The following is a 15,690-nucleotide window of genomic DNA, read 5'->3' on the forward strand; positions in this document are numbered from 1 at the left end:
GGGCTTTGATTATATCCTGAAAATCAGGTTATTGCCTGGGTATCACTCGTCTCCGGCAAATGCCATCAGGATGTGAAGCAGGCTCATGAATAAGTTGTAGATGGAGGCGTAAAGAGATACAGCCGCCAGAATGTAGTTTGTTTGACCGCCATGTACGATTGCACTGGTTTCGTAAAGGATTGCTGCAGAAGCAAACAATACGATTGCACCAGAGATCGCCAGAGCAAAGCCTGAGGACTCAATAAAGAAGCTGAGAACAACCGCGCCAACGATGACGCAGAATCCAACTACCAGGAAGCTGGACAGGAAGCTGAAGTCTTTTTTGGTGGTCAGAACAAAGCCTGAAAGACCGAAAAATGCAAAAGCGGTTAGCCCCAGGGCGGTTGTGACGGTCTCTGCCGCCCCCATGCTCAGGTAGGCGCCGACGATGGGGCCGATGGTCAGACCCAGAAGCCCGGTAAAGGCAAAAGCAAGGACCAAGCCCCAGACACTATTGGCCACTTTGTGGATAACAAAGCTGATGACCAAGGCTCCGATGAAGGCTCCAAAATGCATAATGGGGTTGAAGGCCATTCCCATTGAAAGGTAGGCGGTAAAGGCTGAAAACGCCAAAGTCAGGCCTAGCAGCCAGTAGGTGTTTTTCAACACGTTTGCAGCGGTTGCCGAATCCACCTGAGTTGCGTGGCCACTCATAGGGTTGGCAACTGCTGACATGTTAGCGTTTTGAACGCGCCGGTTTTGCATTAGATCCTCCCAGATTTCGATAATGCAGTTGAGGTTCGGTTTTATACTAAATTGATAAACTCTGCTGTCTATAATAAGGGTACATGGAGTTATTTCAATGTTTTAAATACGTGTGCTTCCTAAATTCTGGTTAATTTTGTGTGACTCTGTCATGAAAATGGGGTGGGCCCTGGAGATAAGCTTCTCCCGAGGAAATATGCAGAAGTATTTTGGATAAGTATAAGTCATTGGGCCAGAAGTAGAGTGAGTTGCCTGCTTTTTACGCAGATTGATGAAAAATGGCTCATTTCGGGGAGGTTTTCGGTTGGTGTGTGAGAAGATTTGCCTGTAAGTGGGATCAACCGTTGACAGTAAAAAAAATATGAGTATCATGCTCGCTCGTGTCTCAGCAGACACATCCTGACGGTGAGCTGGCTGAGTGGTTGAAAGCAGCGGTCTTGAAAACCGCCGTGGGTTAATAGCCCACCCGGGGTTCGAATCCCTGGCTCACCGCCACTTCTTTTTCTGAATTCTCAGATCTTTACCCCTCCATTAAATTTACGTCGATTCCTAGGGTCCAGGCGAATTTCATAGTTGATTGTTTGCTTATTGCTTTGTGATTGTTAGATTGCCTTTTTGTTTAACAGAAAAGTCTATCTGACCGCTTAGGATTTTTGATAGTCTGTCACTAATTTCTCTGATGGGTAAATAATCCCAAAAGATAGGGTGATAAACAGGGTCTTTCTTGAGATAGCTTCTGTGATTTCAAAGGGTTTTTGATAATTCCCCTGTCGAAGTTGGGCGCAATTGTCTATCCTCCAGGTAATAACTAAAAAGATAACTGACTGAAAGGATTGGAATCTTTAGTCGTGAGTAGATGGCTGGGAAACCTTGGTGACAACCAGTAGATGATCTTCAGAACAAGACGACCAGGCTGGCTAACAAAATCTCTTATTATCCTGTTGATGCTTGTATTCGGGGGAAATTGCTATGCCCGTTCGGAATACGAGATCAAAGCAGCGTACCTTTATAACTTTATTAAGTTTGTTTCCTGGACCAGCCAGTCGGTAGAAGCGGCTGGCGAAATCAATGTCTGCATCCTGGGGAAGGACCCATTCCAGGAACTGATTGATCCTATCAACGGTAAGAAAATTCAGGGAAAACCTATCAAGCTGTTTAAGTTTGAGTCCATGAAGGTGGCCCCCAGCTGTACTGTCATCTTTATCAGTTCTTCTGAACGCAAAGGATTTGAAAATATCTTAATGACTCCCGCACTGGAGCATGCACTGACGGTTAGTGATATTGAGGATTTCGCAAAAAGTGGAGGGATGATTGGATTTGTGCAGGTTGGCAACGTAATCCGATTTGAGATTAATCTGGACAGTGCCAGGAAGTCTGGTGTCGACATCAGCTCAAAGCTTCTTGAGTTGGCGCAGGAGGTGTATCAATGAGGCTGAGGTACTGAAATGACCTGGTCAAAATTACCAATAAAAACAAAGCTGATACTGCTGACCTTTATCACCAGTGTATTTGGTATTCTGATTCTGAGTGCCAGCCTGATTTGGTACGAAAACCTGACATATCGGCAACAGATCAGCCAGGAATTGAATGTTATCGGTAATATGCTGGCGGATCGTAGTAACGCTGCTCTGGTATTCGGAGATGTATCCCAGCTTAAGGATAATATCAACAGTCTAAAATTGAGGGAATCCATTACTCTTGGCTGCATCTATAACGAGAAAAATCAGGTCCTCGCCACTTTTTCCCGTTCCGGGAAGTTGGGCTGTCCGGACAAACCCCGCTCGACGTCTGGTGTTTTCGAGGATGATCACTTTTATACAGTTCAGGATATCATGCTGGATGGAGAGGTTATTGGAAGGCTGTATATAGAATCCACTCTCGAAGAACTTAGGCGCCACCTGCAGAACTATGTTGCCACAGCGACAATTGTCTCTGCTTTGGCGGTGCTGGGCCTTCTCATTATTTCCGCCATCCTGCAACGCACCGTGACCACGCCGCTGCTTCACTTGTCTGAAACCGCGACCAGAATTGCCAATGACAAGAATTATCGACTTCGTGCAGAGTTGGAAAGCTTTGATGAAATAGGGGAGTTGACCAAATCGTTCAACGCGATGCTGGAAACCATCGAATACCAGAATAAGGAAATTCTCAAAAGTTATGGCAGCCTTGAGAGGCAGGTGGAAATCCGAACCGCAGAGCTGAAAGCGGCCAATCAGGAGCTGGAAGCCTTCAGTTATTCAGTTTCGCACGATTTACGGCAACCGTTGCGGGCGATAGACGGGTACAGCGAAGCCATTGCTGAGGACTGTAGCGAAAAGCTGGATGAGCTGGCTGTAGAGTACCTGGGTAGGATTCGATCCGCTAGCGGCCGTATGAGTATGCTCATCGATAGCATGCTGACATTGTCCCGGGTTACCCGACACAAGCTTGACTGTGAAGAGGTCGATTTGAGTCAGATAGTGGAAGGAATAGCTTCTGAGCTCAGATCTGCTCATCCTAATAGAGATGTGACGATGACAATCGCGCCGAATGTGAAAGCCAAGGGGGATGAAAGGTTGCTTCACATTGCCTTGTCGAATCTAGTTGAAAATGCCTGGAAATATTCGTCCAAAAAGGAAAGTGCGCATATTGAGTTCGGCGTTATCAATAAGCGCGAGGGAGCGGTATATTTTGTGAAAGATGATGGGGCCGGCTTTGACATGAAATATGCCGACAGGCTGTTTGTCGCTTTTAACAGATTGCATACTCCATCAGAGTTTGAGGGAAGTGGTATTGGTCTGGCGACAGTATTCCGGATTATTACTCGCCACCGGGGGCGGATTTGGGCAGAATCTGAACCGTCAAGGGGTAGTACCTTCTATTTTACCCTGAATGTACAGTAGATCTTGATGTCAGTGGTTAATGGTCATACAGCAGGGAGTGATATTGAGCTTGGGAACTACAAATAAAAGTTGTATAAAACACTCTGTTAAGCCTAGACTTCATGGAAGCAGGAAAGTTGATCAGGCCCAAAAGAAAAGGTTAATTAGTCCACGTGTTATAAAAAGTTGGCTCTTGGTACTGGCGCAAATCAAGACAAAGAGTTAACTTTATAGATGACTGACTTAATTGAACTTTTGATGCTTTATCACTGAATGGAAAACAGTGGGTTTGTTAGTCTATTGGCAATACAAGCATCGAGCGTGTAGCAGGTATCCGCTAAATAAGACCTAAAAACATGTCGTTATACAACATGCAAGCCGCGATGAAGGAACAAAGAGTTACCGACAAGCTTAGGGTACTGGTCGTTGACGATTCGGAAGACGATGTATTCCTATTAATTCGAGAGCTCCGTAAAGGCGGAATTATCCCAGAGTATCTGCGTGTCGATTCTGAGCCAAAGCTGAGACAGGCACTCAAAAAATCCTGGGATATTGTGATTACTGACCACAATATGCCTGGTTTCTCCTCTGAAGAAGCCCTTGAAGTCGTCAAGAGTGAGGGGCTTGATACCCCTGTAATTATCGTATCCGGCACCATTGGTGAGGATATTGCCGTGCGTGCGATGAAAGCTGGCGCGCACGATTACATTATGAAAGACAATCTTGCCCGTCTGTTGCCGGCGATTCAGAGGGAGCTTAAAGAAGCGGGAGTTCGTTACGCGAGAAAGCAGGCGGAACAGTCTCTGCATCATATGGCTTACCATGACAGCCTGACGGATCTGGTGAATCGTCGCGAGTTTGATCGACGCCTGAGATCAGCGCTGGTGAGCAGTAAAGAGCGTGGTCTGGTGCACATGCTGCTTTACCTTGATCTGGACCAGTTCAAAATCATTAATGATACCTGTGGCCATATCGCTGGCGACGAACTGCTCAAACAAATCGCGAGAATCCTTTCCAGGCATATCCGGGAAAGCGACACTCTGGCGCGTCTCGGTGGCGATGAATTTGGTATTCTGTTGGAAAGCTGCAATAAGCAGCATGCGGTTGAATTAGCGGAAACACTAAAGGAAGAGGTTAGGGGGTTTAAATTCGTTTGGGACAATACTCCCTTTGTGGTCAGTCTGAGTATCGGAATCGTTCAGATCACCAAGGCCTATAGTAATGCCACCGAAATTTTAAGCCATGCGGATATTGCCTGTTATGCCGCCAAGGATCGAGGACGTAATACCGTTCAGATCTATCAAGTCCAGGATACGGACATGCAACGCCGCCATAGCGAGATGCAATGGACAAGCCGCTTGCGGATGGCGTTAGAGCAGAACCAGTTGTTTCTTTGCCATCAGCCGATGGCATGCCTCTCTGATGAAGTGTCAGATGATCACCACACAGAATTTTTGCTGAGGCTGCGGGATGGAGAGGAAGTCGTACAGCCTGGTGCCTTTATACCCGCCGCTGAGCGTTACAATATGATGCCACTGATTGATCTCAGGGTCATCGAACTGGTATTTCAGTATCTGGCGGACTCTGGAAAAGGTTACGAAGATAAGGGGACCTATTTCGTCAATTTATCTGGTAACTCTCTGAGTGACGACCAGTTTTTTGCCAGGATCCGAGAGCTTCTCAATCAGTACAAGATCAGACCTGAACGTATTTGTTTTGAGATTACTGAAACCGCTGCGATCGCCCACCTTTCAGATGCTGTTGAGTTTATTCGGGAAATCCGTGATGAAGGGTTCAAGTTTGCGCTGGACGATTTTGGCTGCGGAATGAGTTCCTTCTCCTACCTGAAAACCATTCCAGTGGATTTCCTGAAAATCGACGGTGGCTTCGTCCGCAATATGCTAAATGATCCTATTGATGTCAGTATTGTGGATGCATGTAATAAGATCGGCCATGCGGTCGGCCTGAAAACCATCGCTGAGTTTGTTGAAAGTGATGCCATCAAGGATAGGCTGAAGGAGATGGGAATTGATTTTGCTCAGGGATATGCTATTGCCAAACCCAAGCCGCTGAATATGGAATAAATGAGACAGGCCACTCTGATTCAAAGAAACAGTATTTAAAGTCAGTCTCGGTTTTAGAGCAGAGTGGCTAAGTATTTACTGGGCTGTATAAGCTCCATCTACGGAAATGGCTTGGCCGCTTATATAGCTGGCGGACTCAGATAGTAACCAGCATACAGTTTCGGCCACTTCATTCTGAGTTCCAAGTCTTCGCATGGGGTGGAGAGATTTTGCGTACTCCATTACATCCGGGTTGCTCAAAGCTTCTTCATTCCCTGGTGTAGGAATCCATGCAGGACAAACTGCGTTCACTCGAATATTTTTATCTGCATACTCCAAAGCTGCTGCTTTAGTTAGTCCAATCACCCCGTGGTTGGAAGAAACATAGGCGGATACTCCCATGCCGGTGGCGACCTGTCCGTAAATGGACGACATATTGACGATCCCTCCTCCAGTGGATGAAAGCATGGCTGGAATCTGGTATTTCATGCTCAACCAAATTCCCTTTAAGTTAATATCCATGACTCTGTTCCAGTTTGCTTCTGTTAACTCTGTAAGTGAGCCAATTGGTTCGGATACACCTGCGTTGTTAAACGCTAAGTCTAACCGTCCAAATTTCTCTACAATACATTCAACAGCTGACTTGACCTCGACTTCTTTGGCAACATCGGCCTTGATGAAAACCCCAGTCCCACCCAGTTGATTAATTTGATTAGCTACGGCCTCACCTTCGCTTTGTCGTCGTGCCACTACTGCAACCTTGGCTCCGCAATCTGCGAATCTTAGAGCAGCAGTTCTTCCAATGCCTGAACTTGCACCCGTCACCATGACTACTTTGTTATCCAGCATAACTGGTTGCCTCCTTTGATCGGAATTTAAATACTAGAGTATAGACTGAAGTTGATAACGAGGGTGGGACGCGGCTGTAGGACGACAACTTTAAGACAATGAATGTACAGTGCGGAGGTAGACTGAACGATAGGGATTGTCTTGATTTGATTAACGTTATATCGTAAAGCTAATCAAGCATCTGTATTAAAAGGGAAAAATTGTTTCGCACAATTTGGGAACAACTGCTACGCTTTAATTCAGATAAAATAATTTTAATAATAACATCTATTGATGTGCTCCCTTGTAGGATACCTAGACGGCGCCGTTACACCATGAACAAATTAAAAATACTAACTCTGCTGATGGCTGGATTACCTACGGCAGCACACGGAGTTAATGATGATTTTTCAGATGACGGGTTATGGGATCTGTCTCCAGAAGAGCTGGGGCAAATTCGCGTTACAAGTATTGCTTCGGGAACACCTACTCCGCTTGATAAGGCCGCTGCCATTACAACGGTAATTACCGCAAATGATATTGAGGCGATGGCTGCGACAGACCTAGATGAAGTGTTGGAAACCGTACCTGGCCTACACGTAACAAGGTCACAATTAGCCTATGCACCACGGTATGTGATCAGGGGGATTGCTTCCGCAAATAATCCGCAAACCCTAGTTCTTATTAACGGTATTCCTGTAACGAATTTGGCATTGGGAAATCGTGGTAACGTATGGGCTGGTATGCCGCTTAAGTCAATCGCGAAAATTGAAGTAATCCGGGGGCCAGGATCGGCCCTATATGGAGCGGATGCATTTGCCGGAGTCATAAATATACAGACCAAGGGTCCAGAGGACATAGACAACCTTAAGGTCGGGGTTGGCTATGGGAGTTTTGATACAAAGTCCAGCTGGTTTCAATTCGGCAGCAATGAGGGACCAGTGAAGTTTGCTGCTTCTGTTGAATATGAAACTACAGATGGACACCAGGGGAAAATAGGAGAGGACGCCCAAACCCTTAATGATCAGAATACTGGAACTAGTGCGTCTAATGCCCCAGGACCAGTCAATACCATGAGGGACTCTGTAGAGGCAAGATTTGAGGTTGGATATGATGATATTACCGTGCGTCTTGGTTATCAGGGGCGATACAACATCGGAACAGGACCTGGATTGATCGAAGCTATTGATAACAATGGCCGGTTTGCGAGTAACAGGTACAACTTTGATATCACACATCAGGCCGATGAAATAATTGAAGATTTCTCTGTCGTCACTCAGTTGTCTTACTACCAAGACTCTCAGGAGGTAGAGGAGAATGTTCAATTGTTTCCTCCCGGAACTTTACTTGCAGGGACATTTCCTGATGGGTTTATTGGGAACCCAGGATATAAAGAGGAAATTGTTCGATTGAACTTCAATTCGCTATACAAGGGATTTGACGCTCATCTTGTCAGGATAGGTGTGGGTGCTTCTTGGGGGGATGTTTACGAAGTAACGGAGTCGAAGAATTTTAATCCTGATTTTACTCCTAAACCTGGAGGTATCACTTCTGTAGATGATACAGATGAAGTTTGGCTCCCTGAAAAGGATCGCACAAGTTATTTTGTGTATTTACAGGATGAGTGGAAGTTTGCACAGGACTGGCAGTTAATCAGTGGTGTGAGATATGACTATTACTCTGACTTTGGTGATACCACAAACCCAAGGTTGTCATTAATATGGGCCGCCACAGATGATCTGACTGCCAAGCTGCTATACGGTAGAGCCTTTAGAGCACCGTCGATAGAAGAACTGTTTGTAACTTCCAATCCAGTAACGTTGGGTAACCAGGACTTGAGCCCGGAAATCATTGACTCCTACGAGCTTGGAATTGCATATCAGGTGAACAAGCAGATTTTGTTATCTGCAAACATTTTCCATTATGAAATCAAAGATTTCATTAACTTTGTAGACATAGGAAACAATCGTCGGCAGGCTCAAAATATTGGTACACGGAGTGGTCAAGGCGGAGAGTTGGAACTCAGTTACGAAGTTAATGATCAAATTATGTTGGTCTCAAATTACGCTTATCAGAAGTCAACAGACAAGAGGACTGAAGAGGATGTAGGTTCGGCTCCCAATCATCAACTTTATGCAAGGGTTCAGTTTGATACCCAAAAAAATGTGTTGTTCAGTGCTGAGGTTAACTGGGTGGGGGAGCAAAGCAGAGCAGCTAATGATGACCGTGATCCCACCCCAAGCTATACAACGATCGATCTGAAATATACACAGCAAAACCTACTGCAAGGTATGGACTTGATTCTTACTCTTCGTAATCTGTCAGATAAGGATGTACGAGAACCAAGTCCAGCAGGTACTATTACCCCAACAGCAATCCCTGGAGACTATCCGATGGTGGGACGCTCATTGCTGGCTGAGATCGAGTACTCATTTTAATTGCTGAATTACCAGGATCTTTTCTCCACACCGCTATACTTGATAGATTCGCACCTCATTGCAAATACTGAACCTTCGGGTTTGGTGATACCGTCTATAAAGCAGGGGACCATCCCTGCGATAAAGCAAGGGGTCATGAATAGTTGATATTGTTCTGGTGTCATTCCCATGTCGGCACATAAGGCTGCATCTAGAGCAGCGACATTCATTGAAAGTCGCTTGTTTTTCCTGAGATAGCGATACACTTCAAGTGCTAATTGGAAGTGTTCGCCATCCGCGAACCCAAGTTCTTTAGCCTTTTTGACCGTATGTAGAATGCGCTCGTCGATTCTGGCTAATGGTCTTCCATACCCATAAACCACGCGGTATTTCTTCAATTCTGCTAGAAGAATTTCCCCGAGTTCAGCGCCTTCCTTTACAGCTTTATTAGTGCTTTGCAGAAAGCTTATTGCTCGGCGATCTGGTCGGCGACCATAAATAGATGCCTCAGATATAGCCATTCCACTCATGAGCGATAAAGAAGGTGTACTTCTTGAGTTACCTGCAAGTTCGGTGACATGGTTTGGCCAAATACTGGGATCAGGATAACTGGTACAAAGCCAAATATAGTTGAGCATCTTTATCTCATCGATTGTGTATTCTTTACCAGTAATTGAGAAAAGATACAGTGAAAACCAATCTTTATCGCCTAGCTCCTGATGCAGGTCTTTACCTCTGAATACAACCCGGTCACACAAGAAAGCTTTACCCATTGCGGTTTTATGACTTCTTTCCTGATCTAAAAGATCCTGTAAGCTCATAATCCAAGTTCCTCTGCATTTGGTAGTTCAAAGTGTGCAGCGTCTTCAGTTAGCTCAATATGTGCCCCATAAAAAGGGAAATGCTTCCAACCCAGGTGCCTTTGTTCAATCGCATGCGCGGCCGCACCCGGTAAACGCAGGATTAGAAAGAGCATTGTGGCCGAGTGGGCATCGAGTTCAAGTGCGTGAAAAGCGGCAGCTGCTACCCCAGTCATAGACAAGGGGATTCCAGTGGATGCTTCCAGTTGCTCTCGGGTTTCTTCAAGAAAACTGAGGCATCCGTTCTCGTCATATCGTGCCAGGGCTGACAGCGTTTGTTTGACGGGAGTAGGGCATGAAACACCATTCGGATCAAAGCCGGGGGCATGCTCCATAGGTTTCCAGATATCTTCCCTTTTATCTTCTACCGGATCATGTAACTTTTGCAGCCACAGACCCAGATCCAGTCCACAGGTCTCCCAGAGAGACATTAATATATAGACCTCGTGTCCACCACCACACTGGCCTGCTCCTACAGACAGTGCGCTCATCAGGGAGGCCGCGTGCGTGGCACCGCCAACACCTCCATTCATCGCAGCCCTAACGCTAGGCTCTCGTGGGCCAAGGTTGGTCAGGGCGAGGGCCAAAGTCTCCAGTAGTTTAGCCTGTCGGGGTGACGGCTTTTCTCCCTTAAACAACAGATATAAGTACTCAAACCAGGTCGCTTTGGAGAGAATATCTCCGTAAACATCATATCCGTGGCAGTAGGACTTCCTGGCAGCAAAAGGATTGTCAGATTCTGGTTCTTCAAACCAGATCTTGGTTTTATACCCGAACGAGTTGTTCATGCTTAACCTCTATGATTTCTTCTGAATGCTTGGGAGTGCCGCTGCTGCCGGCCAGTACTTTCGTTCGCATCTTCATTGGCGGAACTTCGTTACTGTCTATCAGGACATCCAGGACAAAGGGACCGGGGGTTCTCAGCTCGAAGGCGATCTCTTCGTCATCGAGATCGTTCAGAGACCGGACTTGTTTGCCTCTTACGCCCAAGGCTTCTGCCATTTTTGCAAAGTTAACCTGAGGTAGTTCGTGACCAATACTTTCTGCGCCGCCCAACTTCTGGCCGTGCTTGATCATGCCCAGATGGCTATCATTCAGAATGACAAATACGATGCTTAGCTGGTGTTCCATGGCTACCGTCATTTCCTGGCCGCTCATCAGCACGCTTCCGTCTCCGGTAATGCAGATTACCGGTCTTTCCCGGTCAGCAAAGGCCATCCCTACAGCTGCGCCAATTGCCCAGCCCATGGAGGCGAACCCCATGCCAATGTGGAACAACTTGTTCTGTTCGGTGCGCAGGTTTTTCGTCTGCCAATAATGAACTCCCCACAGGAAGCTGTTGCCGGTATCCATTAATACGGGGACACGAGGCGGACAGAGCTTACTTAACTTAAAAAATAATGCCTGTGGTTTAACGGGACCGCCGTTATCAAAGCAAACACCCTTATTGGCATACTTCACATGAACCGGAAAACCTCTTTCATCTTCTCTGTCTTCCGGATACTGATGTTTATTCAGTAGTTCCAAATACTTGCTGAAAGGGCGGATCATCAGTCTGGGTGATCCCAGCAATGAAATCCGAGAGAGAATAGAGCGGCTCAGGTGTTCGGGGTTGCCGGACAAGTGTAAGAGGCGTTTGGAGAAAACAGCCTCAGGGTCCCAGCCACCGGTAGTGATTTCATCTAAAGCCGTTCCAATGACAATCACGCGTTCGGCGTTTTCGGGTGAGAGAGCTTCCTTGGCGCTTTCATGTCCCCCCAAACCAAAAACACCCCGGTAAAGTGGGTGATATTCGGAGACCAGACCTTTACCCATAGGAGTGGTCACAATCAGAAAGTTTCTCGATTCTGCCAGCATCAGGAGCTCATGTATGGCGCCTGCCGCACCCTCTCCAATCACGATGGTGGCTTTTCGGACATAAGCCAGGTCTTTGAGTATTAGATGAAGTCCATCTGAGCTCGGTGCCACTTCGTGATTGATGAACGCCCGCATATTAAGGCTGCGAGAATTGTCATTGACTCTGGCGCGCATGATATCCAATGGAACGCTTAAATGAACCGGCCCAGGTTGGTTGCTGAGAGCATAACCGATTGACATTACCAGTTTGTGTTCCAACTGGGCTGCATGGGATACCAGGGTATTGAAGCGTGTGCAGCTATCAAAGATGCTGACAGTATTGATGCCTGTGCATGAACCTTCCTGGAATGCACCTAGACCGAAGCGCTCGATAGAAGGTTGAGCGGTAATCACCAGAAGCGGAACTCCGTCAGCATAGGCGTTAGCTACGCCTGTGAGAAGGTTGGTTGCGCCTGGCCCGGAAGTAGATATACAGACGCCGAGTTTGCCGGTAGCACGGGCATAACCATCAGCCATAAAGGCTGCGCCGGTTTCATGGCGCGCGAGGACAGCCCTGATCCCACCGCGCCTTTCACTCCTTGCCAGCGCGTTATAGAGGGGTTCAATGCTACCACCGGGGACACCAAATACATATCTGACGCCGAGTCTTTCTAGATAACGAAGAATTAAATCGCCGTTTTCAATCATAACGTCTGAACCCCATAGTTTAGATACATCATATGAAAGGTGCGCTATTGTGACGTTTACGATTCACAATGGAAGACAGCAATTGTAAATTCTTGAAAAATCCCTCTAAAATTCAATAGACTAGGCCGAAGAGCCTACGTATAAATTACCATTCCTCATATCACCTACGCAATCCCTGTCAGGCTAACCTCACCGGCTAGAGACGGGCAAGCATGATAATGAGATCTAGGTCAAATGTGGGAGTAAAATAATGATAAATGATTACCTATTGGCTTGAAGCCCCCGCCATAAAAGGCTTTTGAAGTAGAGAGCCTGACGTGTGAAAATGCCGCTCATGAATATGACGTTGGACTCTTTCTACGATCACAATGCGCAGGTTAGGGGGGATGTTGACCGGTTAACTATTTCGTGACGAAATTATTGATTTTATGGATTGGTCTGTTTGCCGAGCAAGGAGTATTCGAGATTTTAATCATCTGAAAGGGTCTTATAAGAGTCGATGACAAACTTCTTGGCCTCTTGTCGAAAAAGTTCACGGAATTCCAGACATAGTCAAGTTCTGTAACCGGATGATCAATCGTCAGGGCAGCGAATTTTCCCTCAGAATCAGACGGATTGATTTGTTTAATCAGCTCTGAGAAAGCTTTCCGAACTGGGAGCCTGCCTGCTGATAGAAGATTAGTCCATCATCATAAAGGCATTGCTCCATTTCATTAATGCTGTCAATACTCTGGAAGATGGTGTGTCGACTGGATTAGAGAACTCGTCGAGACTCTCGGTAGGCGTCTTCCCAATAAGGAGTGTTCAGGCTTGATATGATGACGCCTCTGGAGGTTGAGGAATGAATGAAACGCCCTTTACCTACATATATTCCTACGTGTCGTTGTTTTAATCCGGTTTTGAATATCAGAAGATCACCGGGAGCAGCCTGTGTCAGGGGGATTTCATTTCCAGCATGGACCTGGCCAGATGTGGAGCGAGGCAGCGTTATTCTGAAAAGTTCCTGATAAGTCCGAAATACAAATCCAGAGCAATCTATGCCTCTCTTGTTAAGACCTCCCATTTTATAGGGAGTGCCACGCCAGCCTTCATAGTGATTCAGCAGTAGAGTGCTAATGTTGTGCTGGTCTGGTGTAGTGACAGAAGGCAGACTGTTATGAGGCCCATTGACCGGCGTGCTGGAACAGCCCGCTAACACAGCGGAAAATAGCAGAATGAGGAATACCGAGTAAGTAAGGTTCATAGAACAGATAATAGAACACATCTAAGTAACATCGCACCCATATTATAAAAACGTTGCGGCCTTTAAGAGGTCACTGAATGAAGTTACCAGGTTATTTAAAGCATGAATTAAAGCTCAAGGCAGCGTTACAACGTCAATTAGACCGGGCCCTGGAATTCGAATCTACGAGCCTCCGTGTCGAGCCGCTTTTTAAAATTACCGGGTAAATGCATGATCCTGGCTAATTGATCGGCGGCTGCAGTTGATCAAAGGCACCTTCCATTAATTTATTCCATTTATGACGCAGGGTGCGGATGTACTCATTATCTTCATCGAATGAAATATAGCGCCCTGGCTGAAGTGAGCCAGTATCCAATATATAGAGTTCTATTGGAGGGCCGACCGTCAGATTACTGCGCATGGTGGCATCCATGGAGACCAGTCCACATAGTACAGCTCGGTCACAAGACGTCTCTTCACGGATCACGCGATCCAGTATCGGTTTTCCGTATTTAATCTCACCGATCTGTAAAAAGGGTACTTGAGAGGAACTGGCAATAAAGTTTCCTTGGGAGTAAATCATATACAGACCACTTACCGTGCCCTGTATTTCACCTGCGAGCAGAAAGGTGGTCTCAAAGGCCGGTCCTCCACCGGAAGCCTGCTGGCAGGCGACACTGATTCGGCCTATGTACTCTGCTGTCTCGTGCAAATCGGTAACCGTCAGTAAAGTCGTTGGGGCGTTATTTCTGATATCCCGTTCCAATTGGGCAATCACGGCCTGGGTGGTCGCCAGATTTCCTGCACTGCAAAGGACAAACTGACGTTGCCCCGGGATGCTGTAGCGCCACATTTTGCTATAGGTGCTGATGTTATCGACACCGGCACTGGTCCTCGAATCCGACACCATTACGATGCACTGGTTGGTTTTAATCCCCAGACAATAGGTCATCCAAGCCTCCCAAGATGCAAAGGTGGGTAACAATGGTAAAAAGCATAATCCTTTCTCAAAAAAAGACCAGCGTCATCCATGCCGGAACCTAAAATGAAAAGAACCAACAAAAGCACCAGGATAAACACAAATATTAGTGGCTTATCCGTTATGGTCGTACCTGGCCTAAAAGGGTTCTGATATGCTTATCCTGTTCATATCATTCCGTACGATACAAGGTTGTACATTCAACCAATGTGAGAGAGCACGATAATGGAAAGCTATCCATTCTTTTTTATCGGTCATGGCGTTGGCACGTTGTCGGGCGGCTTTGATGCACACCTTCTTTTTGTCGAGAAGCCTTCAGATGAAGCCAAGACAGCTATTCAACAGCGGCTTCAGGGTTATGGTGAAATACGATGGAGCGATCACAGTGCATCGTTCTGTCTATCAGATCGTCAGATACAAAGCGCGTTAAAACATGATCCCAGTTATGACGACCGCCCGGAATGCCTTAACGACCCAGAGGTTTATGAGACATTCGCTTTGTCCCCGGAAGGGGTCAAGGAAATTCAGAAGCGGCTGATTCATTACTATTATGATTTTCAGCACGAACTTCGGGAAATTAATAAAGATAATCGAGTTGTTCTTTGTATCGTCAGGCAAGATCCGAAGGCAAAGCTTACTCCCTGGCACTCCTGGAGCGAGCAGCAATTGGAAGTCATCCTTGATATTTTGCTGGATTACTATCACCGTGACGATGTTCGTCGTGAACGGTTTAACGGTTACTCAGAAGTATCATTCTTTGACTCGAATGCCGTGATCCTGTGCCAACTGATTGAAACCGTTATTCGAAGAAAATCAGATGTTAAGAAAGTCTCTGAGGCTGTATCTGCGAAGCTAATAGAAGTGATTAAGTCTGCCGTAGGTTTTTCAGACAATACATGACGTGGTCAACTGATTTGTGACAACCCAGTTAAGCAACTTCTCGTAATTCTTTCCAGGCCGTTTCATATTGATTCGGGCTTTGGTAATCCAAATATGAATGTAGCCGAAAGCTGTTGTAGAACATCGTGATGTAATGCAACACATCTTGCTGTGCTTCTCGTCGAGTCTGGTAGTGGTGCCATTGAATCCGTTCTTGCTTCAGGCTACCGAAGAAGCTCTCCACTACCGCGTTATCCCAGCAGTTCCCCTTTCGACTCATGCTGCCAACAAAG

13 protein-coding genes and 1 tRNA gene are annotated in these 15,690 nt (G+C 46.4%); 6 read left to right on the forward strand and 8 right to left on the reverse strand.

What is annotated here, in order from left to right; all coding sequences use genetic code 11:
• Positions 1-42 precede the first annotated feature (42 nt).
• Entirely contained in the window at positions 43-744 is a 702-nt protein-coding gene (locus F566_RS0120415; RefSeq protein ID WP_020408892.1) for a Bax inhibitor-1/YccA family protein, read from the reverse strand.
• Between the two features lie 404 nt (positions 745-1,148).
• Here F566_RS0120415 and F566_RS0120420 point away from each other — a divergent pair.
• From F566_RS0120420 to F566_RS0120435, 4 genes are all read left to right on the forward strand, one after another.
• Positions 1,149-1,239, forward strand: a tRNA-Ser gene (locus F566_RS0120420).
• A gap of 392 nt (positions 1,240-1,631) precedes the next feature.
• Positions 1,632-2,174, forward strand: coding sequence for a YfiR family protein (locus F566_RS0120425; protein WP_157496940.1), 543 nt, complete (start codon positions 1,632-1,634; stop codon positions 2,172-2,174).
• A 15-nt stretch (positions 2,175-2,189) separates the two neighbouring features.
• Entirely contained in the window at positions 2,190-3,626 is a 1,437-nt protein-coding gene (locus tag F566_RS36395) for a HAMP domain-containing histidine kinase (protein ID WP_020408894.1), read from the forward strand.
• 335 nt (positions 3,627-3,961) lie between these two features.
• Complete coding sequence (locus F566_RS0120435) at positions 3,962-5,689, forward strand: GGDEF domain-containing response regulator (protein WP_020408895.1); 1,728 nt, start codon at positions 3,962-3,964, stop codon at positions 5,687-5,689.
• Between the two features lie 75 nt (positions 5,690-5,764).
• Here the strand turns inward: F566_RS0120435 and F566_RS0120440 are convergent, their stop codons facing one another.
• A complete protein-coding gene (locus F566_RS0120440; protein WP_020408896.1) occupies positions 5,765-6,517 on the reverse strand; it encodes a glucose 1-dehydrogenase in 753 nt (250 codons plus the stop codon).
• Positions 6,518-6,831: 314 nt separating this feature from the next.
• Between F566_RS0120440 and F566_RS37980 the strand changes: the two genes are divergently transcribed.
• On the forward strand, positions 6,832-8,934 hold the full coding sequence (locus F566_RS37980; protein WP_020408897.1) for a TonB-dependent receptor plug domain-containing protein: 2,103 nt from the start codon (positions 6,832-6,834) through the stop codon (positions 8,932-8,934).
• A gap of 8 nt (positions 8,935-8,942) precedes the next feature.
• Here F566_RS37980 and F566_RS0120450 read toward each other — a convergent pair whose 3' ends face one another.
• The 5 genes from F566_RS0120450 to F566_RS0120475 form a co-directional block, all read right to left on the reverse strand.
• On the reverse strand, positions 8,943-9,734 hold the full coding sequence (locus F566_RS0120450; RefSeq protein WP_020408898.1) for a citrate synthase family protein: 792 nt from the start codon (positions 9,732-9,734) through the stop codon (positions 8,943-8,945).
• The gene (locus tag F566_RS0120455) at positions 9,731-10,561 is read right to left on the reverse strand and encodes a citrate synthase family protein (RefSeq protein WP_020408899.1); all 831 of its coding nucleotides are present in this window, start codon (positions 10,559-10,561) and stop codon (positions 9,731-9,733) included. Before F566_RS0120455 ends, F566_RS0120450 begins: the two co-directional genes overlap by 4 nt.
• The gene (locus tag F566_RS0120460; RefSeq protein ID WP_020408900.1) at positions 10,539-12,317 is read right to left on the reverse strand and encodes a thiamine pyrophosphate-binding protein; all 1,779 of its coding nucleotides are present in this window, start codon (positions 12,315-12,317) and stop codon (positions 10,539-10,541) included. The genes F566_RS0120455 and F566_RS0120460 overlap by 23 nt, the downstream gene beginning before the upstream one ends.
• Before the next feature lie 754 nt (positions 12,318-13,071).
• Positions 13,072-13,560: an NlpC/P60 family protein gene (locus F566_RS0120465; RefSeq protein ID WP_020408901.1), complete on the reverse strand. Its 489-nt coding sequence runs from the start codon at positions 13,558-13,560 to the stop codon at positions 13,072-13,074.
• Positions 13,561-13,780: 220 nt separating this feature from the next.
• On the reverse strand, positions 13,781-14,491 hold the full coding sequence (locus tag F566_RS0120475; protein WP_020408903.1) for an Ntn hydrolase family protein: 711 nt from the start codon (positions 14,489-14,491) through the stop codon (positions 13,781-13,783).
• Between the two features lie 252 nt (positions 14,492-14,743).
• Between F566_RS0120475 and F566_RS0120480 the strand changes: the two genes are divergently transcribed.
• A complete protein-coding gene (locus tag F566_RS0120480) occupies positions 14,744-15,418 on the forward strand; it encodes a hypothetical protein (RefSeq protein ID WP_020408904.1) in 675 nt (224 codons plus the stop codon).
• Between the two features lie 28 nt (positions 15,419-15,446).
• On the opposite strand, the gene F566_RS0120485 is transcribed toward F566_RS0120480, so the two are convergent.
• Positions 15,447-15,690, reverse strand: a 244-nt coding sequence (locus tag F566_RS0120485; RefSeq protein WP_020408905.1) for an IS3 family transposase, incomplete at its 5' end; no start/stop codon positions are given.

The sequence above is a fragment of the Hahella ganghwensis DSM 17046 genome, from assembly GCF_000376785.1.
Taxonomy (GTDB): domain Bacteria; phylum Pseudomonadota; class Gammaproteobacteria; order Pseudomonadales; family Oleiphilaceae; genus Hahella; species Hahella ganghwensis.

Coding starts and splice junctions, on each gene's coding strand:
- F566_RS0120415 (WP_020408892.1), bottom strand. CDS start 744: ATGCAAAACCGGCGCGTTCAAAACGCTAACATGTCAGCAGTTGCCAAC.
- F566_RS0120425 (WP_157496940.1), top strand. CDS start 1,632: ATGATCTTCAGAACAAGACGACCAGGCTGGCTAACAAAATCTCTTATT.
- F566_RS36395 (WP_020408894.1), top strand. CDS start 2,190: ATGACCTGGTCAAAATTACCAATAAAAACAAAGCTGATACTGCTGACC.
- F566_RS0120435 (WP_020408895.1), top strand. CDS start 3,962: ATGTCGTTATACAACATGCAAGCCGCGATGAAGGAACAAAGAGTTACC.
- F566_RS0120440 (WP_020408896.1), bottom strand. CDS start 6,517: ATGCTGGATAACAAAGTAGTCATGGTGACGGGTGCAAGTTCAGGCATT.
- F566_RS37980 (WP_020408897.1), top strand. CDS start 6,832: ATGAACAAATTAAAAATACTAACTCTGCTGATGGCTGGATTACCTACG.
- F566_RS0120450 (WP_020408898.1), bottom strand. CDS start 9,734: ATGAGCTTACAGGATCTTTTAGATCAGGAAAGAAGTCATAAAACCGCA.
- F566_RS0120455 (WP_020408899.1), bottom strand. CDS start 10,561: ATGAACAACTCGTTCGGGTATAAAACCAAGATCTGGTTTGAAGAACCA.
- F566_RS0120460 (WP_020408900.1), bottom strand. CDS start 12,317: ATGATTGAAAACGGCGATTTAATTCTTCGTTATCTAGAAAGACTCGGC.
- F566_RS0120465 (WP_020408901.1), bottom strand. CDS start 13,560: ATGAACCTTACTTACTCGGTATTCCTCATTCTGCTATTTTCCGCTGTG.
- F566_RS0120475 (WP_020408903.1), bottom strand. CDS start 14,491: ATGACCTATTGTCTGGGGATTAAAACCAACCAGTGCATCGTAATGGTG.
- F566_RS0120480 (WP_020408904.1), top strand. CDS start 14,744: ATGGAAAGCTATCCATTCTTTTTTATCGGTCATGGCGTTGGCACGTTG.